This is a genomic window from Aeromonas sp. 75A, from assembly GCF_051919425.1.
Classification (GTDB): domain Bacteria; phylum Pseudomonadota; class Gammaproteobacteria; order Enterobacterales; family Aeromonadaceae; genus Aeromonas; species Aeromonas veronii.
The window spans coordinates 2,064,384-2,087,735 of record NZ_JBQBES010000002.1; the positions used below are offsets into that span (position 1 = coordinate 2,064,384).

The following is a 23,352-nucleotide window of genomic DNA, read 5'->3' on the forward strand; positions in this document are numbered from 1 at the left end:
TCTGGCATGGCCCCCCCTGCGGGTCACAGTGATATCGCCTCGCCATCTTGCGGCACCCGTACCCGATCCGTCATGCCCCGGTCCATCAGATAGTCGCGTAGCTCCTGGCGTGACAGCACGGCGTGGTTGACCGCCTCCATATGGCTGGCGATCAGCGTGGCTTGCGGTGCGGCCTGATAAACGGCGGCGACATCCTCCTTGCCCATGATGATGGAACCGAGTCCGGGCACCTGTGCATCGCCGCAGTTGAGGATGATGACCTCAGGCTGATGCTGTTGCAGGGCTTGCTCGACCGTGGGATGCCAGATGGTATCACCGGCCAGATAGAGGCACTGCTCATCGGGGTGGGAGAAGACCACGCCGCATACCTCTCCCATGCGCTCGCCCAGTACCGCCATCAACTGGTCGCTGCCATGCTGACCACTGGTCTGCTGCAGGCGAATGCCGGCAAACTCGGGCTGGTCGCTCAGCAGGCGCACATCCTCAAAGCCACTGGCACGAATGGCATCGGCATCCTTCTGATGTTGCACCAAGAGCGGCAGATGCTTGGGGATCAGGGCTCTGGCGGCATCATCCCAGTGGTCGGGATGGTCGTGGGTGACGATAACGGCGTCCACATCGACCAGCTCATTGATCGGTAGCGGCAGCTCGACCAGCGGATTGCGCAGATGGCTGTTGGCGGTGCCCTCAAAGCCGGGGAAGGCTCCCTTGGCCGAGAGCATGGGGTCGATCAGAAAGCGGGTGCCGGCATAGTCGAGCAGCAAGGTGGCGTTACGAACCTGGGTAATCTTCATGAGATGGCTCCATGTTGGCTGGTGGATATGCAACCAATTATGGAGTGCGGAGCGCATTGCCATCAGTGGCCCACGGGTCGATTATCATCACTATCGGGCCAACAGGTTGATGTTCTACAGGTCGGAGCGGTCATTTAAAAAATTTGAAAAAATCCCCTTGAAAGGAAAAAGTGAGCCCCTATATAGGTAACAAGGCCGGAACGCTCGACAGAGGTTTCGACCAGGCGCCCGTCCATAAGGAGGGCAAACAATCCGTTATCGCTCATAAGAGGGTAATACTATGCGTTCTATCGACTTTTCTCCGCTCTATCGTTCTGCCATCGGTTTCGATCGTCTGGCCAATCTCATCGAATCTGCGGCCAGCAATGGCAATGCCGGCTATCCCCCCTACAACATCGAGCAACTGGGTGATAACGACTACCGCATCAGCATGGCGGTGGCAGGCTTTACCCAGGAAGAGCTGGAGCTGAGCTTCCAGGAAAATCTGTTGACGGTGAAGGGCAACAAGCAGGCCGACACCGGGCGCAACTATCTCTATCAGGGGATCGCCGAACGTGGTTTCGAGCGCCGCTTCCAGCTGGCCGACTATGTGCGGGTGAAAGGGGCCGACCTGAAAAACGGCTTGCTGCACATCGAGCTGGTGCGTGAAGTGCCCGAGGCGATGAAGCCGCGCAAGATAGAGATCAACGGCTGATAGCTCGAATTCACTGAAATTTTAAAATTTCCCGGGTGCCGATGACGGGCCTGTGGAGAGTTGAACCTGTTGCTTATTAGAAGGATAGGATTATGCGTAACCTCGATTTTTCTCATCTCTATTCCAACGCCGTCGGCTTCGAGCGGATGGCCCGTGAGCTGGAAGGTCTGTTCGAGCAGAAGACCGCAGCTTACCCCCCGTACAACATTGAAAAGCGCGATCAGGATGGCTATCGCATCACGGTCGCCGTGGCTGGCTTCGAGCGCGAAGAGCTGGAGCTGGAGACCGAAAACGGCACCCTCAAGGTGAAGGGGCGCAAAGGGGCCGCGGCTGGTGAGCGTCAGTTCCTCCATCAGGGGATTGCCGAGCGTGACTTCGAGCTCGCCTTCAAGCTGAGCCAGCACGTGGAAGTGCAGGGTGCCAAGCTGGAGCATGGTTTGTTGACCATCGACTTGGCTCGCGAACTGCCGGAGGCGCTCAAGCCCCGCGCCATCCCCATCGGCAAACCCGAGCAGCTGGCGCTGCCCGGCTAAGCAAACCGGATCGCGATAGACAACAAAGGCCTGCATCTGCAGGCCTTTCTGTTTTTGTATCGCTGGATTGGATTAACCAGCGTAGAGGGTGTTGATCTCGTCGGCCAGAATGGCGATGCCGCGGCGCACCAGCTCCTCGCTCTGGGAGTAGTTGAGGCGGATGCACTCCTGGCTGTGGCGCCACTCGGGGTCATCGATGCCGGGGAAGAAGTAGTGACCCGGCACGATCAGCAGGTTCTTCGCCTTCAGTCGCTCATAGAGCTCCTGACAGTGGATCGGTAAATCTTCAAACCAGAGCCAGAGGAAGAGAGCCCCTTCAGGCTTGTGGATATGGAAGCGCGGGTCGGGGATCGCTTCGCGCAGCAGCTGCACCGCCAGCTCCGCCTTCTGCTGATAGAAGGGCTTCACCACCTGTTCGCTGAGGGCGATGATCTCGCCGCTCTCGATCATCGGGATGGTGATGGCGGGGCCCAGACTGCCCGGCGCCAGATTGATGATGCCGCTCAGGTTGGTGATGGCCTGAATGATCTTCTCGTCAGCGATGACGATGCCGCAACGGGTGCCCGGCAGGCCGAGCTTGGAGAGGCTCATGCAGAGGATGGTGTTGGCGTTCCAGAATGGCTTGGCTTCGCTGAAGATGATGCCCGGGAAGGGGACGCCGTAGGCGTTGTCGATCAGCAGCGGAATCCCCTTGTCGCGGGCGATCTGATCGAGGTGTTCGATCTCTTCATCGGTCAGCACATTGCCGGTGGGGTTGGTTGGGCGGGAGACGCAGATCACCCCGATATCGTCACCCACCTGCAGACTCTCGAAATCCACGTGGTATTTGAACTGGCCATCGGGCAGCTTCTCGATGGTGGGTTTGTAGGCCACGAAGTAGTCGTCGGCCAGCGCCGAGTCGGCATAGCCGATGTATTCGGGGGCGAGCGGGAACAGCACCTTCTTCTTGCGGCCATCGGCAAATTCGCCGGCCAGCAGGTTGAACAGGTAGAAGAAGGCATTCTGGCTGCCGTTGGTCAGGGCGATATTGCGGGCCGAGATATCCCATCCCAGCTCCTTGCTGAGCAGGGCGGCCAGCGCTTTGGTGAACCTGTCTTTGCCCTGTGGGCCGTCGTAGTTGGCCATCGCTTTGACCAGCTCGCCGTTGTCGAGCAGGCTCTTGGCCTCGGCCTGAAAGCGTTCCAGCATGGCGGGTATGGAGGCTGGATTGCCGCCACCCAGCATGATGGCGTCCGGATTGGTCAGCCCCTGATTGAGGTCATCCATGAGTTGGGTAATGCCGGCGTGGCGAGTGAACTTCTCGCCGAACAAGGAAAATTCCATTCAGTGACAGATCCAGATTTGAGTTACGGGGATGTAGCACCATAGCTCAGTTTAAAAGCGGGTGTCGATCAAAAAGATGGGACGTTCCACGTGGAACATGGTGCAAAAATCAAGCGTGGTTAAAAGCACCAACTGTTGGTTTAAAAATGACCGAGCGGGATGCATTTTGCGACTCAATTTGGTATCGATATATAGTTAATTTAAACAAAATCATCATGTTATGAATTGCGTGAGGATTGGCACAACTATTGGAATAGCTATCTGGTCATCTCAACCATACCGGAGCAAACCAGATGAAAAGCCTGATCGCTACCCTGATTGTGAGTGTCCTGAGCCTGAACGTGATGGCCAACGAAAACCCGCGGCCCGAGCTGGAGAGTGCCCAGCTGGAGCAGGATGTGCAGAGCGAGTTGCAACAGGCATCTCATGCCGTGGTGCAGGATGCGCTGCACAATCTCAAGCCGCTGGCGCTGGATACCCTGGTGGTGGAGGCGAGTCAGGCTGTGGCGACTCACCCCGAGAGTTGAGGTAGCGCAGGGGGGTCTGTCCCGTATGTTGTTTGAAGAAGCTGATAAAGGCACTGTCGCTGGAGAACTCCAGCGCAGCGGCAATCCGGCTGATGGGCTCGCTTTCTGCCAGCAGCTCCATGGCGCGCAACAGCCGCCACTGCTGACGCCACGCCTGATAGCTCATGCCGGTCTCCCGCATGAAGATGCGGCCAATGGTCTTGTCACTGGCACCCACCCGCTCGGCCAGCCGGTTGAGCCGATCGGGCAGGGCATCCCCCCGCTTCAACTGCTGTAGCCAGTCGCCCAGTCTGGGAGCGGTCGGCAGCGGCAACTGCCACGACTCCCGCGGTGCCCGCTCCAACTCCTCCATAAACAGTGCCACCGTCCGTTGTTGCTGCTCTTGCGGTTTGTCCCACGGCCAGAGTGCCATCCGTTCGATCAGTTCGTGCAGCAGCGGATTGACTGCCAGCACTTCGACCGTGCCGGGCAACTCGGGGTGCGGCTGGAAGTAGAGGGAGCGGTAGGCTACCACACCGCGCATCAATACCCGGTGGGCAGTGCACGCAGGCAGCCAGGCGGCGCGGGTGGGCGGCAGCAGGCAGACCCGACCTTCCAGCTCCATGGTCATGCAGCCGGATTGGGCGAACAGCAGCTGATGGCGCTGATGTTGATGCAGACCCGAGTCGTGCCAGCCGAGGGCGGAGGCGATGCCGATCACGCTGCCGGTCAGCTGGTCAGGGTCAAAAGGGTGATCGGGAAGAATAAAGGCCATATGTCCGATTTTTGATGTTTATAGTCCTGCTTATTGTAATCAGACAATTGGCATCTCTCTAGAATGGCGACCTCTTGTGAAGGAGGTTTGTCATGAACAACAAGTTGCCACCGCTCTGGCTGGTGGTGGGATTGATGATGTTTCCCCAAATTGTGGAGACCATCTACAGCCCGGTCCTGACCCACATCGCTACCCAGTTTCAGGTGAGCGAGGGGCAGGCATCCCAGACCCTGTCGGTCTATTTTCTGGCGTTTGCGGTGGGCGTGGTCTGCTGGGGACGGCTCTGCGATCTGATTGGGCGGCGTCCTGCCATGCTGGCGGGTCTGCTCACCTATGGTGTAGGCACCCTGCTGGCACTGCTGGCCAATCAGTTTGAAACCCTGCTGCTGGCCCGGGTTATCTCGGCCTTTGGCGCTGCGGTGGGATCTGTGGTGACCCAGACCATGCTGCGCGATAGCTATCAGGGCAGCGATCTGGCGCGGGTCTTCTCGGTGATGGGCATTGCGCTCTCCCTGAGCCCGGTGCTGGGGTTGCTCAGTGGCGGCCAGCTGGCGAGCGGGTTCGGCTATCTCGGAGTGTTCAGCGGTCTGCTGGTCCTGGCGGTAGGTTTGCTGCTGGTGACCTGCTGGCAGTTGCCGGAAACCCGTCCGGCCACCAGCCAGCGAGTCGCGCTCTGGCCGCTGGCGTGCCGGATGATGAAGGATGTCGGACTCTGGCGCAGTGCCATGCTGGTCGCCCTGTTCAACACTATGCTGTTTGGCTACTACAGTCTGGCCCCATTCCTGTTTGCCGGATTGGGATTGAGCACCAGCGAGTTTGGCTATTCGGGGATCTTGCTGGCGCTGGCGACTCTGCTCGGCAGCCTGCTCAACAAGCATCTGCTGGGGAGGGGGTGGCTACCGTCATTTCTGGTCAGGTTGGCTTGCGCTCTGGCGCTGGTCGCCGGGCTGCTGGTCTGGGCGAGTCAGTCCAGCCTCTGGTTCCTGTTGCCCATGATGGGGGTGGTGGTGGCCTTCGGGCTGGCTATCCCCAATGTGTTGAGTCAGGCGCTGTTGGCCTATCGCGAGGTGGCAGGCAGCGCTGGCGCCCTGTTCGGGCTTGGCTACTACCTGCTGCTCAGTCTGGGGTTGGCGGTGGCGGCCGGATTGCAGGATCTCGGCCTGTTGCTCAGTGGCTGCGGTCTGCTGGCACTGCTTGGCTGCGGGCGTCGTTCCACGTGAAACGTCAGTTGCCGATAAAGCGGTAGCCGATACCTGATTCGGTCTCGATAAGCGTCGGTTGCTGGGGGTTATCCCCCAGCTTTTTGCGCAGACTGGCGATGACGATGCGCAGGTAGTGGGTATCCTCCTTGTGGCTCGGCCCCCAGATGTCGTTGAGCAGCTGGGTCTGCATCACCAGCTTGCCGGGGTGGCACACCAGCGCCTGCAGCAGGGCGAACTCCTTGCGGGATAGGGGGATCTCCTCGTCTTTCATGGTCACCTTGTGGCTGCTGACATCAAGCGTCAGGCCGCATTGGGGGAAGTGGCGTCGCTCGCCGCTGCTGACGCCAGCCCGTTGGCGCAAGAGCACACGGATGCGGGCCATCATCTCGCCGATGCCGAACGGCTTGCTCATGTAGTCGTTGGCACCGGCATCCAGCAGCCGCACCTTCTCCTGCTCCGAATCGCGGGCCGACAACACCAGCACAGGATTGGGGTGGTGTTCGCGAATGGCCTGCAACACCTGAATGCCATCGCCGTCAGGCAGGCCGAGATCGAGGATCACCAGATCAGGGTTGAGGTGGCGATACTGCTCCAGCCCTTCATTGACCCCCACCGCCTCACTCACCTGATGCCCCTCGGCAATCAGGCTGATCCGCAGAAAGCGACGGATCGCCGCTTCATCATCTATGACTAGAATGTGCGCCATCGAACCTCCAGAGGCGAATGGTGGGAGGAGCTGAGTGACTCGAGCAGGCTTTCAGCCATCAAACCTCCGGTGAATTGAGTGCGAGCGGCAGGGAGATGCGCATGCAGGTGCCGTTGCCATTGGGGCCGGAGAAGGCCCAAATCTTGCCGCCGTGGGCCTCTATCATAGCGCGGGAAATGGCGAGGCCAAGCCCGGTGCCACGGCTGCCGCAATCGCCCACCGGCTGGGTGTAGAAGAGGTTGAAGATCTTCTCCCGATCCGACTCGGCGATACCGACCCCGATATCGATGATGTCGATGATGAGGTCGGGTTCGGCCACCATCACCTTGAACTCGATGGGGGTGCCTGCCGGCGAGTAGCGGGAGGCGTTGTCGAGGATGTTGACCAGCACCTGCTCGATCAGGGCGCCGTGGACATAGAGCTGGGGCACATGCTGATCGAAATGGACCAGCAGCTTGTGCTGGCGCCAGGAGGAGTCGAGCCGCTTGCGGGCGCTCTCCACCAGATCCGCCAGATCGACCCAGTCCCGTTTCAGCTGGAAGTCGGGGGAGCCGATGCGGGTCATATCCAGCAGATTCTGCACATAGCTGTGCAGGCGGCGCGCCTCCTCCTGCACCGAGTGGAGCAGTTCGTCACGGTCTTCGGCGGGGATCCGGTCACCATATTCCAGCAGGGTGCTGCCAGCCCCCATGATGGTGGCCAGCGGCGTTTTCAAATCGTGGGAGACCGAGGAGAGCAGGGCTGCGCGCATCCGGTCGGTCTCCGCCTGTAGCTGGCTGTCGGCCAGCCGCTCGTTGAGGTCGATCCGCGCCAGTGCGGCGCGAATATCGGTGAGCAGCGCCTGCAGCTGATGCTCGGCAGAGGAGGAGAGCGGATTGGCCAGCGTTATACCGATCACCAGGTCATCGCTGAGATGGTGATACTGGGCCTCGGCAGCATTGAGGGTGGCGGTGTGGGCTCCGGCGCTCTGCTTCTGGGCCAGACACCAGTCGATGGCCGCCTTGTCGGTCTGGCCGGGCCTGTGCTTCTCGTTGCCGAGCCTGTCGTTGAATTCCTTGTCGATCACCACGGTCGGCTGGCCGAGCGCCAGTGAAATGGCCTGGGCACCTTGTCTGAGCACCTCCTCCGGGCTGCTGGCGGTGGCCAGCCCCTGACTGAGGGAGAGCAATGCATTGCCCAGCTGCTGGGTCTCGCGCAGACCGATCAGCTGTTGCCGCTGGCGGGAGGCGAGCCGCCCCGCGGTCATGCCGACGATAAGCAGCACAAACAGGGTGAGCAGGTCGCTGTGGTTGGCGACGCTCAGGGAGAAGTAGGGGGCGGTGAAGAGCAGATTGTGGGCGATAAAGCCCAGCACCGCTGCCAGCGTGGCGGGCACCAGACTGGTGGTGAGGGCAGTCGCCAGTACCCCCAGCACGAAGATGAGCGGCAACGCTGCGGGGGGCAGCCAGTAGGAGAGCCCCCAGGAGGCGGCCGAGGTGATCCCCATGATGGTCACTGCCAGCAGGCTGTGGTGTATATCCTTCGGGGTCGGGACGCGCATTCCCACTTCGGGCTTCTGCTTCTCGGTATCGACCAGCGTGATTTCGAGCCCCTGCGCCTGTTTGAGCAGGTGTTGCACCAGTGAGCGGCGCCACGGCGCCTTGTGAGGTTTGCCGAGCAGCAGCTGGGAGACCTGCTGCTGTTCGGCGGTCTCCAGCAGGGTGTTGGCGACCGCCGGACTGGAGAGGGTCAGCACCTTGGCACCGAGGTGGGAGGCGAGCGCCAGCGCCTGCTCCACATCGGCCGAGCGGCGGCCATTGCTGTCGACATGCACCACCAGCCACGGGAGCTGACGGCGCTGGGCAAAGCGGTGGCCGTAGCGCACCAGCGCCGAGCCGTGCAGGTCACCGAGGCAAACCATCAGCTTGCCCCGCAGCGGCAAGGTGCTCTTGCCTGCTGCTTGCCACTGCAATTGCAGATCGCCCTCCACATGGCTGGCGGCGGTCTGCATCGCCAGTTCCCGCAATGCGGTGAGGTTGTTGAGGGAGAAGAAGGATTGCAGTGCCGCCTTGGCCTGATGGGGCACATAGACCTTGCCCTCCTTGAGGCGGCCAAGCAGCTCCTTGGGGGGCAGGTCGATCAGCACCAGACTGTCGGCTTCCAGCAGCACCTGATCGGGCAGAGTCTCTTTCACTCTGACCCCGGTCAGCTGCCACACCAGATCGTTGAGACTCTCCAGATGCTGCACGTTGAGGGTGGTGTAGACGTCGATCCCGGCGTTGAGCAGCTCCTCCACATCCTGCCAGCGCTTCTCGTGGCGGCTGCCGGGGGCGTTGCTGTGGGCCAGCTCGTCCACCACGGCGATGGCCGGTTTGCGGGCGAGCAGGCCGTCGAGATCCATCTCCTCCAGTCGCTGCTGGCGGTGCATGTGGATTTTGCGCGGCATGATGGCGAGCTTGTCGAGCAGAGCCAGGGTCTCCTGACGGCCGTGGGTCTCCACCACGCCGATCAGGATGTCGACCCCCTCCTTGGCCTGTTCCCGCACCGCCTGCAGCATGGCGTAGGTCTTGCCGACGCCGGGAGCGGCCCCGAGAAACACCTTCAGCTTGCCCTTGTGCTCCTGTTCCAGGCTCGCCAGCAGGGCGTCGGCCCTTACCTCATCACGCATCCCCATGCTCCTGTATCAGACTCGTCAGCAGGGCGTCAGCGCTTGCTACATCAGCCATTGTTATCCCTATCGAGCCAACCGCCCGTTTCGAAAATCGAGGTCATCACCAAACCGAAATGGGCGCCATCAGGCGCCCTTTTTATGATCCAGTTGCAGGTTCAGCTGGAGAATGTTGACCACCTGCGGGCCAAGGATACCAGCTTGTGTGGCCGACTTGACCTGCTCCGTCAGTTGGGCGGGATCCAGTCCACGTTCTTTGGCGACGCGGTCGACCTGAGCCAGCACCGCATCCAGCGGCAGGTGGGGATCGAGGCCGGAGGCGGAGCGGGTCAGCATGGCGGGGGTGCTGGTTGCAGGCTGTGCCTTGGCGGCCTGTTCGGCGAATTCTGCCCGCAGCGGCGAGCTCATCCCCAGATTGCTGGCGCTGCCGCCTATGGTGTTGAAATCGCTGGCGGAGGGACGGGGATGGAAGTAGTCAGCCCGCTCGAATTTCTGCCCCAGCAGGGCGCTACCGATCAGTTGCTGCTTGCTGTCGGTCAGCTGGCTGCCGTTGGCCTGCCAGGGGAACAGCAGTTGGGCCAGCCCGGTCACCGCCAGCGGATAACCCACTCCCAGCAGTAGGGTCAGGGTCAACAGGGTTCTGATTGCTATCATGATTCGCTTGCTCCAAAAGGATGGCTGGGGATGCGGGTCTGACCCGCATCCCGGTTATGTCGTTACACCAGACCCAGGCCGGTAATGACCAGATCAATCAGCTTGATGCCGATAAACGGCACCAGCAGGCCGCCGACACCGTAGATCAGCAGGTTGCGGCGCAGCAGGCTGGCGGCCGAGCCTTTCAGGTCGACACCACGCAGCGCCAGCGGCACCAGCGCTACGATGATCAGGGCGTTGAAGATGATGGCCGACAGGATGGCGCTCTGCGGGCTGCCCAGCTGCATCAGGTTCAGCGCCCCCAGTTGCGGGTAGGCGGCGATGAACAGGGCCGGCAGGATGGCGAAGTACTTGGCCACGTCATTGGCGATGGAGAAGGTGGTCAGGGCGCCACGGGTCACCAGCAGCTGTTTGCCGACCAGCACCACGTCCAGCAGCTTGGTGGGGTTGGAGTCGAGATCCACCAGATTGCCCGCCTCCTTGGCGGCCTGGGTACCCTCGTTCATGGCCAGCCCCACATCAGCCTGCGCCAGCGCGGGCGCATCGTTGGCGCCGTCACCGCACATGGCGACCAGACGACCATCGGCCTGCTCCTGCCGGATATAGGCCAGCTTCTTCTCCGGCGTCGCTTCGGCGATGAAGTCATCCACCCCGGCTTCGGCGGCGATGGCGGCGGCGGTTTTCGGGTTGTCGCCGGTGATCATCACGGTGCGGATCCCCATATGGCGCAGGATCTGGAAGCGAGCTTTGATACCGGGCTTGATGATGTCCTTGAGGTAGACCACCCCCAGCAGTTTCTCCTGAGTGCAGACCAGCAGCGGAGTCCCACCCTGACGGGCGATGCTGTCCACTGACTTGAGCACCAGCTCAGGCACCGCCTTGCGGTCGAGGCTGAGGTAGTTCAACACGGCATCCACCGCACCCTTACGATATTGATGACCGTTGCGATCCAGTCCGCTCAGCCGGGTCTCGGCGCTGAAGGGGATCACCTTGTCGCTCTCCAGCTGGCTCGGCTTGGCCATGCTCTTGCTGGCCAGAGTCAGGATGGATTTGCCCTCCGGGGTGTTGTCACCCAGCGAGGCCAGCATGGCCGCTTGTGCCAGCAGGGCAGGGTCGACGCCGGGGGCCGGGATCAGCTCATCCGCCATCCGGTTGCCGAAGGTGATGGTGCCGGTCTTGTCCAGCAGCAGGGTGCGCACGTCACCGGCCGCTTCCACGGCACGGCCAGACTTGGCGATGACGTTCAGCTTCACCAGTCGATCCATACCGGCAATACCGATGGCGGAGAGCAGGCCGCCGATGGTGGTCGGGATCAGAGTGATAAAGAGAGCGATCAGGTAGAGACGCGGGACCTGGGTGCCGTTGTAGTCGAGGAACCAGGGCAGGGTGGCGACCACCAGCAGGAAGATCAGGGTCAGGCCCACCAGCAGGGCGTCGAGCGCCATCTCGTTGGGGGTCTTCTGGCGCTTGGCCCCTTCCACCAGTGCGATCATCCGATCCAGCGTACTTTCGCCCGGATTGTTGCTGACGCGCACCCAGATCTCGTCGGAGACGACCGTCGTGTTGCCGGTCACGCCGCTGCGGTCGGTACCCGACTCGCGGATGACGGGGGCGGATTCGCCGGTGATGGCCGCCTCGTTGACCGAGGCGATGCCGGCGATCACTTCGCCGTCGGCCGGGATCATCTCGCCGCTGCGTACCAGCACCAGATCACCCTTCATCAGGCTGGTGGCGGGTACCCATTCGCCCTGACCATCTTTGGCATTCGCCACCCGGCGGGCCTTGAGCTGGCTCATGCCCGCCTTCAGGCTGTCGGCGCGGGCCTTGCCGCGCCCCTCGGCCAGGGTTTCCGCGAAGTTGGCAAACCAGAGGGTCAGCCAGAGCCAGGCGGTCAGCTGCCAGGCCAGCGAGGGGGCGACGCCGGAGAAAGGCTGCCCCAGCAGGGACTCCACGGTCGCCATGACTGCGGCCAGCCAGAGGGTGAACAGGATGGGGCTGCCAAACAGCGCCTTGGGATTGAAGCGATAGAGGGCCTCAACCATTGCCTGGATGATCTGTGATTTCTGTTTCTTGCCCTTCACCTGCATGGTGTCGGTGCTCATTGCAGTGGACTTGCTCATTGGAAAGCTCCCAGCATCAGATAGTTGGCCATTGGCATCCGGATGGTGATCGACAGGGTCAGGTTCATCAGAATGCACCTCCGATCAGACTCAGATGTTCAGCCACCGGGCCCAGTGCCAGCACCGGCAGGAAGGAGAGGCCACCTATCAGCAGGACGGTGATGATCAGCAGGATAACGAACAGCGGGCCGCTGATGGGGAAGTCCCCTTCGCTCGTCTCCTGACGGGGCGCGCGGGCCAGCTGACCGGCGATGGCCAGTACCGGAATGATGTAGCCGAAGCGACCGAGCAGCATGGCCAGACCGATGGCGATGCACTGCCAGTTGTCACCGGCGGCAAAACCGGCGAAGGCGGAGCCGTTGTTGCCGGCAGCCGAGGCGTAGGCATAGATGAGACGCGACAGACCGTGGGGGCCATCATGGCCGATGATGGTGCTGGCATCCGGCATCAGCAGGGTGACACCCCCGATCACCAAAACACCCACCGGCATTACCAGCATGCTGGCGACGACCCACTTCATTTCGGTGATGCCGAGGCGTTTGCCCAGATAGGTCGGGGTACGTCCTACCATCAGGCCGCACAGGAACACGGTCAGCAACACGAACAGCATCATGCCGTAGATACCGGAGCCGACCCCGCCGAAGATGACCTCACCCAGCAGCATGTTGATCATGCCCACCATGCCGCCGAGCGGAGTAAAGCTGTCGTGCATGGCGTTGACGGCACCGTTGGAGGCGGCAGTAGTCGCCACTTCCCAGATGCTGGAGAGCACAGGGCCGAAGCGGCTCTCCTTGCCTTCCCAGTTGCCAGTCATGTTGCTGGCGTCAGTGGTGAGCTGGGCGAGGGCGGGATCCGGTTTCAGCTCCTGGGAGAGGGAGACGAAGAGCCCCAGCACCAGCATGAGGGTCATGGCGCCGAGAATGGCGCGGCTGTGGGCCATGTCTTTAACATAGCGGCCCAGAGTAAAGACCATGGCGGCGGCGATGGTGAGCAGGGCGACCATCTCCAGCCAGTTGGAGAGGGCGGTCGGGTTCTCGAACGGGTGGGCGGAGTTGATGCCGAAGAAGCCACCGCCGTTGGAGCCAAGCTGCTTGATGGCGATCTGCGAGGCCGCCGGGCCGAGCGGCAGCAGCTGCTCCTGACCTTCCACACCGTGGAACGGCAGATAGGCGGAGAGGCTTTGCGGCACCCCTTGCCATACCAGCACCAGCGCCATGATCAGCGCGATGGGCAGCAGCACATAGAGGCAGAAACGCACCAGATCCTGCCAGAAATTGCCAAGGTTGATAGTCTGCTGGCGGGCGATACCGCGGAACAGGGCAATGGCGACGGCGGCGCCCGTCCCTGCGGAGACGAAGTTCTGGGTGGTCAGGCCCACCATCTGGCTGAAGTAGGAGAGGCTGGCCTCACCGGAATAGGCTTGCCAGTTGGTGTTGGTCATAAAGCTGACCGCGGTGTTGAAGGCGAGTTGCCAGCTCAGACCCGGCAGTTGTTGCGGGTTGAGGGGCAGCAACCCCTGCGCCATCAGGATCAGGAACAGCAGACCGAAACCGGCGCCGTTGAAGGCCAGCAGGCTGAGGGCGTAGGACTTCCAGTCCTGCTCCCGTCCATCGGTGCCACAGCAAGCCAGCGTGGCGCGCTCGACCGGTGCCAGCCAGTGGATTTTGCCTTCAAATACCCGGTAGATGTAGTTGCCCAGCAGCGGTGCCGGCAGTAGAACCAGCAGCACGAAGGCCACCGGATAGATTATTTCTTGCCACATGTTCTAGTTCCTCACTCGTGGTCACGGTGCGTCAGGGCACGCATTGGATTGCTCACGAGGCTCGGCAGTTTGCTGGCCACCGGGTAGATAATTTCTTGCTGCATATAGGTAGTCCCTCACTCGTGACTGCGCGTGAGTGCGCGCATCAGATAGGCCATCAAGGCGAGGACGAGCAGCAGATATAGCCAATTCATATCGACTCCATTGAGATAATTAGCTGCGAGAGCCGATGTAAGACCATATCGACTCTGTTGGTGTCATTGACGCTGAAAAGGGTATGTAAAACAGGCGTAAAGGCGCCATAAAGCGCCATGTGGCAGGCGTAAAATCGGCGTAAAGAACGACGGATCTGCGAGAGAAATGGCGAGGAGGGATCAAAAAACCCGGCCTGAGCCGGGTTTGGATGAAGGGATTACATGGCTGTAGAAGCAGGCTGCTCGTGACAGGCCAACTTCATCTGTCCTTAGCGCATAGTGACGAACTCTTCAGCACTGGTCGGATGAGGCGTAGGAACGCAGTTGTTGAAGTTGGCCTGATAATGACAGGCCAACTTCAAACGTACCTATCGCATTGTCACGAACTCTTCTGCACTGGTCGGATGGATAGCCACGCAGTTGTCGAAATCTGCCTTGGTGGCGCCCATCTTCATGGCGACGCCGAAGCCTTGCAGGATCTCGTCCATCGCAAAGCCGATGCCATGCAGACCGACCACCTTCTCTTCCGGGCCGACGCAGACCAGCTTCATCCGGGTGGGCTGGCGATGCTGGGTCAGTGCCGAGTACATGGCGGTGAACTGGCTGCGGTAGATCTTCACCTGGTCCTCGCCGTATTCGGCGATGGCTTCCGGTTCGGTCAGGCCGATGGTGCCGATGGGCGGGTGGCTGAACACCACGGTCGGCACCAGATCGTAGTTGAGGTGCTCGTTCGGCTTGTTGTTGAACAGCCGTTCGGAGAGGCGACGGCCCGCAGCGACGGCCACCGGGGTGAGCTGGATGCGACCCGTGTTGTCACCCACCGCATAGATGTTGGCGACGGAAGTGTTCTGGAACTTGTCGGTCGGGATAAAGCCCTTCTCGTCCAGCGCGATGCCTGCGGCGGCCAGATTCAGGTTGTCGGTAGCCGGTAGCCGGCCGATGGCCCAGATCAGGCAGTCGACGGTGAGGTGGCGACCATCTTCCAGTTGCAGGGTCAGGCTGTTGTCAGCGTTTTTGAGCACGGCTTTGGGAATGGCGTGGGTGTGCAGCTTGGGCCCTTCCTGCGTCATGATTTCGACCAATGTCTCGTGGATCATGGGGTCGAAGTTGCGCAGCGGCGCGTGCTTGCGCACCACCAGATGGGTCTCTGAGCCGAGCGCCTGCATCACCCCTGCGATCTCGACTGCGATGTAGCCCGCACCCACTACGGCAACCCGCTTGGGTTGGCTTTGCAGGTCAAAGAAACCGTCGGAGTCGATACCCAGCTCGGCACCCGGGATCGCCGGAATTTCCGGGCGGCCACCGGTAGCGATCAGGATATGATCGGCCGTGTAGTGCTCGCCATTAACCTCGATGGTGTTGCTGCTGACGAAGCGGGCGAAGCCCTTGATGACGGTGATCTGGTTCTTGCCCAGCACGTTCTGATAGGACTGGTGAATGCGGCCGATGTAGGCCTGGCGGGACTCGACCAGCTTGGCCCAGTTGAAGTGGTTGAGGGTGGTGTCAAAGCCGTAGTCGGCGCCATATTTCAGGGCATCGGCGATCTGGCCGGCATACCACATGGCCTTCTTCGGTACGCAGCCTACGTTGACGCAGGTTCCACCCAACTCTTTGGCTTCAATCAGGGCAACTTTCTTACCGTACATGGCAGCCCGGTTGGCAGACGCAATACCGCCGCTGCCGCCGCCGATGGCGATATAGTCAAAATGCTGTGCCATTGCGAGGTTCTCCGCTCATTAAGAATGCAATCACAGCATGATGGGGATAAAGCGGCTGGCTCACAAGAGCCAGCGCTCAGTTATGTTGGATCGGCAGGCGAATATGGAACTGGGCTCCCTGGCCCGGTTCGCTGGCACAACTGATACGGCCTTTCAGCAGTTGCACCACCAGGTTGTAGATGATGTGAGTGCCCAGACCGCTGCCGCCCTGACCCCGCTTGGAGGTGACGAAGGGATCGAAGATGCGCGGCAAGATTTCTGGCGGGATGCCGCGGCCGTTGTCCGAATAGTCGATAAACAGCTCTTCTCCCTGCTGTTCCACCTTGATGGTGATCTTCTTCGGTTTGTCCCAGCTGTCGAACCCGTGGTTGATGGAGTTGAGGATCAGGTTCGAGTAGATCTGGGTAAAACTGCCCGGGAAGGAGAAGATCGACAGCTTGGGATCGCACTGGATATCCACTTCGCACTGGCTCTTCTTCAGTTTGTGGCCAAGCGAGACCACTACCTGATGGAGGTTGTCGGCGAGGCTGAAGTTGTAGCGTGCTTCCGATGACTGGTCGACAGCCACCTGTTTGAAGCTGGCAATCAGCTCGGAGGCGCGCCGCAGGTTGCTCTGCAGCAGCTGCATCGACTCGTCGAGGTTGACGGTGAACTCGTTGAGATAGGAGCGCGACAGCTGCTTGGAGTCGATATGGGACTTGAAGTCGGCGACCCGCTCCTGCAGGTAGGAGGAGGCGGTCACGCTGATGCCGATCGGGGTATTGATCTCGTGTGCCACCCCGGCTACCAGCGAGCCGAGGGAGGCCATCTTCTCCGACTCCACCAGGGTTTGCTGGGCCTGTTTCAGGTCGTCGTAAGCCTTGCCGAGCTGGTTGTTGGCTTCGCTCAGGCTGCGGGTACGTTCCACCACCTTGCCTTCCAGCTGTTCGTTGAGCTGGATAATCTCCCGCTCGACCTTTTTCAGCTGGGTGATGTCGTAGCCAAACCCGATCTGGTACTTGAGGTTGGGACCATCGTAGAAGGGGACGAAGGTCCATTGCAGTACCAGCTCATGGGCCTGCTGGTCATGCATGATGACCTCTTTGTCGGCCAGTGAACCTTCTGCCGCCAGAATATCGTTCAGCTCTTCCCGTTGCGCCGGGCTGACAAAGAGATCCAGCCAGTTGTGTTGCAACAGCTCCTGCTGGTGGTAGCCGGTCAGCAGTATGGCTGCCGGGTTGATGCTGGCGATGGTCAAATCCGGCTCCATGCAGCAGATGACCATGTTGGCGGAGTTGATCAGAGTGGCAGAGAAGTCCCGCTCCTTTTGCAGTTGTTCGACCGCCTGATGGCGGGCAACCAGCTCGTCACGCAGTCGGGTACGCATCTGGTTGAGGGTGGAGACCAGGGTATCCAGTTCGTCGGGTTTCTTGCGCGGCTGCGGGCGGCCTTCCAGCTCCAGCTCCATGTCGAGCCGATCGAGGTTGAACTTCTGGGCGTAGTTGGCGATGCGGTTGATGTGCCTGACCACCAGATAGTAAATGATGATCAGGATGCAAAATGAGACTACCAGGGTCTTGATGGTCTGGCTGACCATGATCAGCACCGATTTTTCGATGAGGCGCTGGTAGATCTGCTCGAGAGAGGCGGCAACGAACAGCTTGCCGACAATCTCCCCCTGATAGGTGAGGTTGAATTCTCGGGAGATATCATAGCTTTCCCGCTCGACCCCCTGGGTCAGCAGCGGGACTTCGGAGTTGCCGAGCATCTCCTTGACCATCACGAACTGCATATTGGGCAGGTTCATGATCCCTTCAATTTGCACTTTGACCTGCTCTTCATCCAGGTTCCACAAGCTGGCGGCGATGGGTTGCAGGAACGAGGCCTCGATCTGGCCGATGCTGTCTTCGATGACGGCAACATCCTTGCGGTAATCCCAGGCGAGTTGCAGCGCCGTAATGATCATCGCCAATACGGTACTGCAGACCAGAATGTAGGAGAGCAGGCGATATGAGAGTCCGTTGCGGCCTACGGCCCTGGCGGTCTTGGAGAAGAGTCCTGACATGGCGTCCTTGCGGTCTGGATGTGATGTTTTTTAGTTTAACTGCTTCATGGACTTATGTCGTCTTTCCTGCGAAGCATAAAAAAGGCCCCGATACGGGGCCTTTGCATGTGATTGATGATTAATGTCCGCCGTTTGCTTTGGGCGGAATGGTTTCATCGAATACCGGCAAGGGTTTGTGCTCGGAAGCCAGATAGGTGTAGATCACCGGCAGCACGAACAGGGTGAACAGGGTACCGATGGCAAGACCGGCCACGATGACGATACCGATACTGAAACGCTGTGCCGCACCGGCGCCAGCGGCGTAGAGCAGCGGGATCAGACCGGCAATCATGGCGGCGGTGGTCATCAGGATCGGACGCAGACGCACCTTGGCGGCCTGCATCACGGCTTCCATCCGGTTCATGCCGCGCAGTAGCTGCTCTTCCTTCGCTACTTCACAGATCAGGATACCGTGCTTGGTAATCAGACCCACCAGGGTGATGAGGCCCACCTGGGAGTAGATGTTCATGGTCGCCAGTCCCCAAGCCAAGGCAATCAAGGCCCCGCTGATGGCGAGCGGTACAGAGACCATGATGACCAGCGGGTCACGCACCGACTCGAACTGGATTGCCAGCACCAAGAAGATGATGGCCAGTGCCAGCGCGAAGGTGGCATAGAGCGCATTGCCTTCGGTGACGAACTGACGAGCTTCACCCATGAAGTCGTAACGATAGCCTTGCGGCAGCTTCTCGTCGGCGGTGGTCTGGAACCAGTTGATCGCATCACCCATGGCCACGCCCGGAGCCGGAACAGCGCCTATGGTGGCGGAGTTCAGCTGGTTGAAGTGGGGCAGGGCACGGGGCTCGCCAACCACTTCAATGCTGATCAGACTGCCGAGCGGGATCGACTTGCCGTCTGCGGCCCGCACGTAATAGCCCTTGATGGACTCCGGATTGAGACGGTATTTGCGCTCGACCTGCGGGATCACCTCGTAGGAGCGGCCATCCAGGTCGATACGGTTGACGTAACCGTCCGCCATCATGGTGCCCATGGTGATACCTATATCCTGCATGGTGATGCCGTAGGCACCCGCCTTGTCCTTGTCGATGCGGATCTTCATGGTGGCGGAGTCGTAGTTCAGATCGAGATCCGAATAGACGAACTGACCGTTACTCTGCGCCGCTGCCAGAATTTCACCGGCCACCAGGAACAGGCTTTCGAAGCTGTTGGGGGTGGTGATGACGAACTGGATCGGCAGACCACTCGATGCGCCCGGCAGTTCCGGGAACTGGAAGGTGGTGATGGCCATACCCGGGATGTCTTTCACCAGATTGGCGACCCGATCCAGCACCTCTTTCTGGCTCGCTTCACGCTGACTCCAGGGCACCATGGAGGCGATACCGAACGCCTGGTTGGCGTTGAACACCCCTGAGAAGACCTGGGAGAAGGCGATCTCGGGCTGGTCGTCCAGGATCTTGTTCACATCCGCCATGGTGTTTTCGATGTAGTCCAGGTTGGCGTTGGACGGTGCGGTACCCAGCACGGCCATTACCCCCTTGTCCTCTGACGGTGCCAGTTCGCTCGGGATGAACTTGAACAGCAGCGGCAGGCTGGCGAAGACGATGACGGCGAACACCACGATGACGGGGCGCTTTTTCATCACGGCGTGCAGCATGCTGTCGTAGCGATCGGTCATCCGCTCCAGCAGGTGGTGGACTGTGCTCTCGAATTTGCCCGGCTTCTCGTTGGCCTTGAGCATCTTGGAACACATCATCGGTGACAGAGTCAGGGCGATGATGCCCGAGACGAACACGGCACCGGCTAGGGTCAGGGCAAACTCCTTGAACAGGGAGCCTGTGATGCCCCCCATCAGGGCGATAGGCGCGTATACCGCCGCCAGGGTGACCGTCATGGCGATAACCGGTACCGCGATCTCGCGGGTACCGATAATGGCAGCCCGGAACGGTTCTTCCCCCTCCTTGATATGACGGTCGACGTTCTCCAGCACTACGATGGCGTCATCCACCACCAGACCGATAGCCAGCACCATCGCCAGCAGGGTCATCAGGTTTATCGAGAAGCCGAACATATCCATCATCATCACTACGCCGATAAGACTGAGCGGAATGGTGATGATCGGGATGATGACAGCGCGGAACGAACCGAGGAACAGGGTGATGACCACCAGAACGATGGCGGCTGCCTCCAGGATGGTCTTGATAACCTCGTGGATGGACTCGTTGATCGCCACTGTTGAGTCATACATCACGTTGAGACGCATGGTGCTCGGCATATTGCGCTCAAGGCTTGGCAGCAACGCCAGCACATCGTGGGCGATGTTGATGGGGTTGGCTGTCGGCGCGGCGTTGACCGCCATGACCACGGCTTCGCGGCCGTTGGCGCTGGCGCGATAGATGTCGTGGCTCTTCTCGAGGGTCACCTTGGCAATGTCGGAAAGGCGGATCACCTTGCCGTCACGGGTAGCAACAACCAGTCGCTTCAGCTCGTCGACATCCTTGACTTGGGTCTCGGCGTTGCCGTTGAACAGGGTAAAGTAACCGGTCGCCTGACCTGTCGCGGACTGATAGTTGTTGCTGTTGAGCACCGTCATCACGTCGCTGGCAGTCAGGTTGAAGGCCGCCATCTTGGCCGGATCCAGCCATACCCGCAGGGCAAACTCGACACCGCCGTAGAGGTCAACCTTGGAGACCCCGCCCACGGTAAAGAGCTGCGGCTTGATAACCCGCTCCAGATAGTCGGTGATCTGGCTGGAGTTGAGCTCCGGGCTGGTAAAACCGAGGTAGAGCACCGCCGTGGTTGAACCGGTGGAGGAGGTGACCGACGGGTCTTCCGCCTCTTTCGGCAGCTGGGAGCGCACCGAGTTCACCTTCGCCAGGATGTCGGACAGCGCGGCGTTGGGGTCGGTGTTGAGCTTCATGTACGCAGTGATGGTGGAGCTGCCCAGCTGGCTGGAGGAGGTCATGAAGTCGATGTTGTCGGCTTGCGCGACCGCCTGTTCCAGCGGCTGGGTGATGAACCCCTGGATCAGATCAGAACTGGCGCCATAGTAGCCAGTGCTGACGGTGATCACCGTGTTGGTCACCTCGGGGTATTCCCGTACCTGCATCTTGAAGATGGCCTGAAAGCCCAGCAAGGCGATCAGGAAGCTGAGCGAGATCGCCAGCACAGGCCGTTTTATAAATATGTCAGTAAATCGCATCGCAGATCTCCGCGCTTACAGCATCGGGGTTTGTGCCGGAACGGCCAGGGCATCGTTCTCGACCACATGCACCTTGGTGTCGTTGCTCAGGCGAACCTGACCCGACAGTACGATCTGGTCACCGGCCTGGATGCCAGAGAGCACATGCACATCGTTGCCACGGCGCTCACCAGCCTTGACCACAACCTGTTTGGCTCGCAGCACTTTTACCTTGTTACCCTCTTTGTCGGTCTCTTCGCCCTCTTTGAGCACGTAGACGTTCTGACCGTAAAGGGTGAAGGAGATAGCGCTCTGCGGGATCACGATCTGATCTTTCACCGTCGGCAGAATGATGCTGGCGCGGGCGAACATACCGGAACGCAGCTGACCGTCGTTGTTCGGAATGTCTGCCTGTACCTGGATCAGGCCGCTCTGGAAGTTGACCGCAGGCTCGATGGCGGTGATATGGCCGTCAAACTGGGTTTGCGGATAGGCATCCACATTGATCTTGATGGTCTGGCCCAGCTTGATTTTGGAGATATCGGTCTGGGGCACGGTGAAGCGCAGGCGCATCACGCTGGTATCTTCCAGGCGCACGATATCTGTGCCCGGCTGCAGATACTGACCGAGGAACACATTGCGCAGGCCGACCACGCCGCTAAAGGGCGCACGGACTTCACGACGGGCAATGGTCGCCTTCAGACTCTCGATATCTGCTTCCAGTGAGCGATAGGCCGCTTCCGCCTCATCCAGCTGCTCTTTGGAGATGGAGCTGGTCTTGTAGAGGTTCTGGAAACGATCGAACTTGGCTTTTGACGCCGGCAGCTTGGCCTGGGAGGCGCGCAGATTAGCCCGCTCTACGGTGGAGTCCAGGCTCAGCAGCAGCTGGTCTGCCTTGACCGGTTTGCCTGACTCGAAGGTGATGGCGTCAATGGTACCTGCCAGTTCGGTGGAGAGGGTCACCCCCTGATTCGGCTCGATGAAGCCGATCGCTTCGATGGTCGGTACCCAATCCTGCGCCTTGGTCACCATGGCGGTGACGGGGAACTCGGGTTCCGGCCGGTTGGCCATGTATTGGGCAATCATCTTCTGTTTGAACAAATTGAAGCCGATGACGCTGCCAAACAAGGCGATCGCTATCAGCAACATAATGGCCATCCACTTTTTCATGAACAGGCTCCTGAGGTGGAAAGATTGGGGGATAAAATGGCATTCCAGCTGGCCCGGATCGCGGTTTCCAACTGCGATTCGGTCAGCGTGATGTTGTGAACCCTGCACTGCAGGGCCAGATGCATGACACTGTCCAGACTCAACACCTGGAGTGCCCGTATCGGTAAATCAATAAACAATCCTTGTTCAACGCCCTGTTCAAAAAATCGGTCCAGAGGCTCCCAGGCTGCCAGAATGACAGGATTGGTCTCCAATTCTGCCCCTAGCGGAGAGCTCTCGTACTGCAATTTGCACCGGATAGCGTTGGGTTCGTTAACAAAAATGGCATGAATATTGAGCCATAATTGGCGAAATTGTTGAAATGAAACTTTATCGATTGCTACATCGGCCATGACCATGGGCACACACTGCAAGATAGTGTGCTGGTGCAGTTGCCGGATCAGATCATCCTTGTCGCCGAAGTAGCGATAGATGGTGCCGGTGGCAACATTGGCCTTCTTGGCGACTTCTGCAATCGACAGACCATGAAAACCCCGTTCACCCAGCACCTCATGGGCCGCGTTGAAGATGCTCTCTTTTTTATCCAGAATCATCAGTGTGACTTTCGATTGAATGAACGTTCATTCATTCTAGATGGGCATCAAATCAAGTCAAGGCAGCAAGGCGATTTGCGACTGCGATCTGCCCCTTTTCGGCTGTCAGCTGGGGAATAGTGGAAGAAAAGTGCGCAATGTGCTTGAAAAAACAACGAACAGTGTTTCGGTGACAGAAAAGTGTAGACAAACCAGCAACCATCATTAATAATGCGCCCCGTTCGACAGCGTAGCGCCCGTAGCTCAGCTGGATAGAGCGCTGCCCTCCGGAGGCAGAGGTCACAGGTTCGAATCCTGTCGGGCGCACCATCAAAAGTGCGTCGGTTAAACGGGCGTTGTTGTGGAACGAAAACAGCTGTGGTGGCTGTAGCTCAGTTGGTAGAGTCCCGGATTGTGATTCCGGTTGTCGTGGGTTCGAGCCCCATCAGCCACCCCATTTTACAGCTTGTCAGGTACGCGAAGGTGGCGGAATTGGTAGACGCGCTAGCTTCAGGTGTTAGTGCCCCCCGGGTGTGAGGGTTCGAGTCCCTCTCTTCGCACCATACTTGCTGTATGACGAGGATGACCATAAGGTCGTCTTTGTTTTTTTGAAGTAAACTATTTTGAAAGAAATAGCCTCGGTGATTAGCGCAGTCCGGTAGCGCATCTGGTTTGGGACCAGAGGGTCAAAGGTTCGAATCCTTTATCACCGACCACATTTAGAAAAACCTCGCTTCGGCGGGGTTTTTTGCTTTCTGGC

The 23,352-nt window shown here is 59.8% G+C and carries 17 protein-coding genes and 4 tRNA genes; 8 read left to right on the forward strand and 13 right to left on the reverse strand.

What is annotated here, in order from left to right:
* Positions 1-23: 23 nt before the first annotated feature.
* On the reverse strand, positions 24-794 hold the full coding sequence (locus ACTG2T_RS09490; RefSeq protein ID WP_279488639.1) for an MBL fold metallo-hydrolase: 771 nt from the start codon (positions 792-794) through the stop codon (positions 24-26).
* Between the two features lie 280 nt (positions 795-1,074).
* On the opposite strand from ACTG2T_RS09490, the gene ACTG2T_RS09495 reads away from it, so the two are divergent.
* Both ACTG2T_RS09495 and ACTG2T_RS09500 read left to right on the forward strand, forming a co-directional pair.
* On the forward strand, positions 1,075-1,488 hold the full coding sequence (locus ACTG2T_RS09495; protein ID WP_005339298.1) for an Hsp20 family protein: 414 nt from the start codon (positions 1,075-1,077) through the stop codon (positions 1,486-1,488).
* Between the two features lie 92 nt (positions 1,489-1,580).
* Positions 1,581-2,021, forward strand: a complete 441-nt coding sequence (locus tag ACTG2T_RS09500) for an Hsp20 family protein (protein ID WP_005339297.1) — start codon at positions 1,581-1,583, stop codon at positions 2,019-2,021.
* 72 nt (positions 2,022-2,093) lie between these two features.
* On the opposite strand, the gene ACTG2T_RS09505 is transcribed toward ACTG2T_RS09500, so the two are convergent.
* Complete coding sequence (locus ACTG2T_RS09505; protein ID WP_279488638.1) at positions 2,094-3,344, reverse strand: valine--pyruvate transaminase; 1,251 nt, start codon at positions 3,342-3,344, stop codon at positions 2,094-2,096.
* A gap of 293 nt (positions 3,345-3,637) precedes the next feature.
* On the opposite strand from ACTG2T_RS09505, the gene ACTG2T_RS09510 reads away from it, so the two are divergent.
* The gene (locus ACTG2T_RS09510) at positions 3,638-3,871 is read left to right on the forward strand and encodes a hypothetical protein (RefSeq protein WP_021230450.1); all 234 of its coding nucleotides are present in this window, start codon (positions 3,638-3,640) and stop codon (positions 3,869-3,871) included.
* Here ACTG2T_RS09510 and ACTG2T_RS09515 read toward each other — a convergent pair.
* Positions 3,801-4,625, reverse strand: coding sequence for an AraC family transcriptional regulator (locus tag ACTG2T_RS09515; protein ID WP_330125595.1), 825 nt, complete (start codon positions 4,623-4,625; stop codon positions 3,801-3,803). The two genes, ACTG2T_RS09510 and ACTG2T_RS09515, sit on opposite strands and share 71 nt — an antisense overlap.
* A 92-nt stretch (positions 4,626-4,717) precedes the next feature.
* Here ACTG2T_RS09515 and ACTG2T_RS09520 point away from each other — a divergent pair, with 92 nt between their 5' ends.
* Entirely contained in the window at positions 4,718-5,845 is a 1,128-nt protein-coding gene (locus ACTG2T_RS09520; protein WP_330125594.1) for a multidrug effflux MFS transporter, read from the forward strand.
* A gap of 4 nt (positions 5,846-5,849) precedes the next feature.
* Here the strand turns inward: ACTG2T_RS09520 and ACTG2T_RS09525 are convergent, their stop codons facing one another.
* The 10 genes from ACTG2T_RS09525 to ACTG2T_RS09570 form a co-directional block, all read right to left on the reverse strand.
* Positions 5,850-6,533: a response regulator gene (locus ACTG2T_RS09525; RefSeq protein ID WP_005357169.1), complete on the reverse strand. Its 684-nt coding sequence runs from the start codon at positions 6,531-6,533 to the stop codon at positions 5,850-5,852.
* 58 nt (positions 6,534-6,591) lie between these two features.
* Positions 6,592-9,180: a sensor histidine kinase KdpD gene (locus ACTG2T_RS09530; protein ID WP_330125593.1), complete on the reverse strand. Its 2,589-nt coding sequence runs from the start codon at positions 9,178-9,180 to the stop codon at positions 6,592-6,594.
* A 126-nt stretch (positions 9,181-9,306) separates the two neighbouring features.
* Positions 9,307-9,834 carry a potassium-transporting ATPase subunit C gene (locus ACTG2T_RS09535; RefSeq protein WP_330125592.1) on the reverse strand — a complete coding sequence of 176 codons (528 nt, stop codon included), beginning with the start codon at positions 9,832-9,834 and terminating at the stop codon, positions 9,307-9,309.
* A gap of 62 nt (positions 9,835-9,896) precedes the next feature.
* Positions 9,897-11,954 carry a potassium-transporting ATPase subunit KdpB gene (kdpB, locus tag ACTG2T_RS09540; protein WP_330125591.1) on the reverse strand — a complete coding sequence of 686 codons (2,058 nt, stop codon included), beginning with the start codon at positions 11,952-11,954 and terminating at the stop codon, positions 9,897-9,899.
* Between the two features lie 67 nt (positions 11,955-12,021).
* A complete protein-coding gene (gene kdpA, locus ACTG2T_RS09545; RefSeq protein ID WP_330125590.1) occupies positions 12,022-13,716 on the reverse strand; it encodes a potassium-transporting ATPase subunit KdpA in 1,695 nt (564 codons plus the stop codon).
* 562 nt (positions 13,717-14,278) lie between these two features.
* The gene (gene gorA, locus ACTG2T_RS09550) at positions 14,279-15,628 is read right to left on the reverse strand and encodes a glutathione-disulfide reductase (protein WP_330125589.1); all 1,350 of its coding nucleotides are present in this window, start codon (positions 15,626-15,628) and stop codon (positions 14,279-14,281) included.
* Between the two features lie 76 nt (positions 15,629-15,704).
* Positions 15,705-17,672: an ATP-binding protein gene (locus tag ACTG2T_RS09555; RefSeq protein WP_159162640.1), complete on the reverse strand. Its 1,968-nt coding sequence runs from the start codon at positions 17,670-17,672 to the stop codon at positions 15,705-15,707.
* 118 nt (positions 17,673-17,790) lie between these two features.
* Entirely contained in the window at positions 17,791-20,871 is a 3,081-nt protein-coding gene (locus tag ACTG2T_RS09560) for a multidrug efflux RND transporter permease subunit (protein WP_330125588.1), read from the reverse strand.
* 15 nt (positions 20,872-20,886) lie between these two features.
* Complete coding sequence (locus ACTG2T_RS09565) at positions 20,887-22,020, reverse strand: efflux RND transporter periplasmic adaptor subunit (RefSeq protein WP_330125587.1); 1,134 nt, start codon at positions 22,018-22,020, stop codon at positions 20,887-20,889.
* A complete protein-coding gene (locus ACTG2T_RS09570) occupies positions 22,017-22,613 on the reverse strand; it encodes a TetR/AcrR family transcriptional regulator (protein WP_005339267.1) in 597 nt (198 codons plus the stop codon). The genes ACTG2T_RS09565 and ACTG2T_RS09570 overlap by 4 nt, the downstream gene beginning before the upstream one ends.
* A gap of 232 nt (positions 22,614-22,845) precedes the next feature.
* On the opposite strand from ACTG2T_RS09570, the gene ACTG2T_RS09575 reads away from it, so the two are divergent.
* The 4 genes from ACTG2T_RS09575 to ACTG2T_RS09590 all read left to right on the forward strand — a co-directional run bounded on the left by ACTG2T_RS09575 (position 22,846) and on the right by ACTG2T_RS09590 (position 23,308).
* A tRNA-Arg gene (locus ACTG2T_RS09575) sits at positions 22,846-22,922 on the forward strand.
* A gap of 51 nt (positions 22,923-22,973) precedes the next feature.
* Positions 22,974-23,049, forward strand: a tRNA-His gene (locus tag ACTG2T_RS09580).
* Positions 23,050-23,069: 20 nt separating this feature from the next.
* Positions 23,070-23,155 (forward strand) — tRNA-Leu (locus ACTG2T_RS09585).
* Between the two features lie 76 nt (positions 23,156-23,231).
* Positions 23,232-23,308, forward strand: a tRNA-Pro gene (locus ACTG2T_RS09590).
* Positions 23,309-23,352 lie beyond the last annotated feature (44 nt).

Bases quoted from the DNA above. Each gene is read 5' to 3' on its own strand.
- ACTG2T_RS09570 (WP_005339267.1), bottom strand. From the start codon at position 22,613: ATGATTCTGGATAAAAAAGAGAGCATCTTCAACGCGGCCCATGAGGTG.
- kdpB (WP_330125591.1), bottom strand. From the start codon at position 11,954: ATGAGCAAGTCCACTGCAATGAGCACCGACACCATGCAGGTGAAGGGC.
- ACTG2T_RS09565 (WP_330125587.1), bottom strand. From the start codon at position 22,020: ATGAAAAAGTGGATGGCCATTATGTTGCTGATAGCGATCGCCTTGTTT.
- ACTG2T_RS09495 (WP_005339298.1), top strand. From the start codon at position 1,075: ATGCGTTCTATCGACTTTTCTCCGCTCTATCGTTCTGCCATCGGTTTC.
- ACTG2T_RS09505 (WP_279488638.1), bottom strand. From the start codon at position 3,344: ATGGAATTTTCCTTGTTCGGCGAGAAGTTCACTCGCCACGCCGGCATT.
- ACTG2T_RS09500 (WP_005339297.1), top strand. From the start codon at position 1,581: ATGCGTAACCTCGATTTTTCTCATCTCTATTCCAACGCCGTCGGCTTC.
- kdpA (WP_330125590.1), bottom strand. From the start codon at position 13,716: ATGTGGCAAGAAATAATCTATCCGGTGGCCTTCGTGCTGCTGGTTCTA.
- ACTG2T_RS09535 (WP_330125592.1), bottom strand. From the start codon at position 9,834: ATGATAGCAATCAGAACCCTGTTGACCCTGACCCTACTGCTGGGAGTG.
- ACTG2T_RS09515 (WP_330125595.1), bottom strand. From the start codon at position 4,625: ATGGCCTTTATTCTTCCCGATCACCCTTTTGACCCTGACCAGCTGACC.
- gorA (WP_330125589.1), bottom strand. From the start codon at position 15,628: ATGGCACAGCATTTTGACTATATCGCCATCGGCGGCGGCAGCGGCGGT.
- ACTG2T_RS09525 (WP_005357169.1), bottom strand. From the start codon at position 6,533: ATGGCGCACATTCTAGTCATAGATGATGAAGCGGCGATCCGTCGCTTT.
- ACTG2T_RS09560 (WP_330125588.1), bottom strand. From the start codon at position 20,871: ATGCGATTTACTGACATATTTATAAAACGGCCTGTGCTGGCGATCTCG.
- ACTG2T_RS09510 (WP_021230450.1), top strand. From the start codon at position 3,638: ATGAAAAGCCTGATCGCTACCCTGATTGTGAGTGTCCTGAGCCTGAAC.
- ACTG2T_RS09530 (WP_330125593.1), bottom strand. From the start codon at position 9,180: ATGCGTGATGAGGTAAGGGCCGACGCCCTGCTGGCGAGCCTGGAACAG.
- ACTG2T_RS09490 (WP_279488639.1), bottom strand. From the start codon at position 794: ATGAAGATTACCCAGGTTCGTAACGCCACCTTGCTGCTCGACTATGCC.
- ACTG2T_RS09555 (WP_159162640.1), bottom strand. From the start codon at position 17,672: ATGTCAGGACTCTTCTCCAAGACCGCCAGGGCCGTAGGCCGCAACGGA.
- ACTG2T_RS09520 (WP_330125594.1), top strand. From the start codon at position 4,718: ATGAACAACAAGTTGCCACCGCTCTGGCTGGTGGTGGGATTGATGATG.